The 523-nt window shown below is 50.9% G+C and carries 1 protein-coding gene; it reads right to left on the bottom strand.

The genetic code is table 11. The features are described from left to right. Positions 1–523, bottom strand: a 523-nt coding sequence (gene tnpC, locus AC07E5_RS09580; protein ID WP_498625317.1) for an IS66 family transposase, incomplete at both ends; no start/stop codon positions are given.

Below are 523 nucleotides of genomic sequence, written 5' to 3'. Positions count from 1 at the left end.
GGATTGTACTGTGTAGTGGCATAGGCCCAGACATAACCTTTCTTCGGTTTTTTATCATTCTCACCCATCCGCATGATGGTGACCGGCGTTTCATCGGCATGGATCACCCGCTGTTGCAGCACCACCTGTTTTAAGGCATTGGCCAGAGGTTCCAGTTCCACACCGCAGCGACCAATCCAGTCAGATAACGTGGATCTGGACAGATCAATGCCAGCCCGCTGATAGATCAGGCGCTGACGGTACAGCGGCAAATGATCGGCATACTTCGATACCAGCACATGGCTGAGCAGTTCAGGACTGGCAATACCTTTATCAATCACATAGGCGGGCATCGCTTGCTGAGTCAGGGTGTCGCACTGATCACAGACCCATTTGCCACGTACATGCTGTTCCTTATAGAACTGTGCCGGTCTGAAATGCAGTTTTTCACTGATATCTTCGCCGATACGACGTAACTGGCAGCCACAACTGCATTGGGTTGATGCAGGTTCATGCTCAATACGGATGGTGTGTAGATGATCTG

This window comes from Acinetobacter seohaensis (assembly GCF_056431365.1).
This window is presented reverse-complemented; position numbering and strand designations above follow the sequence as displayed.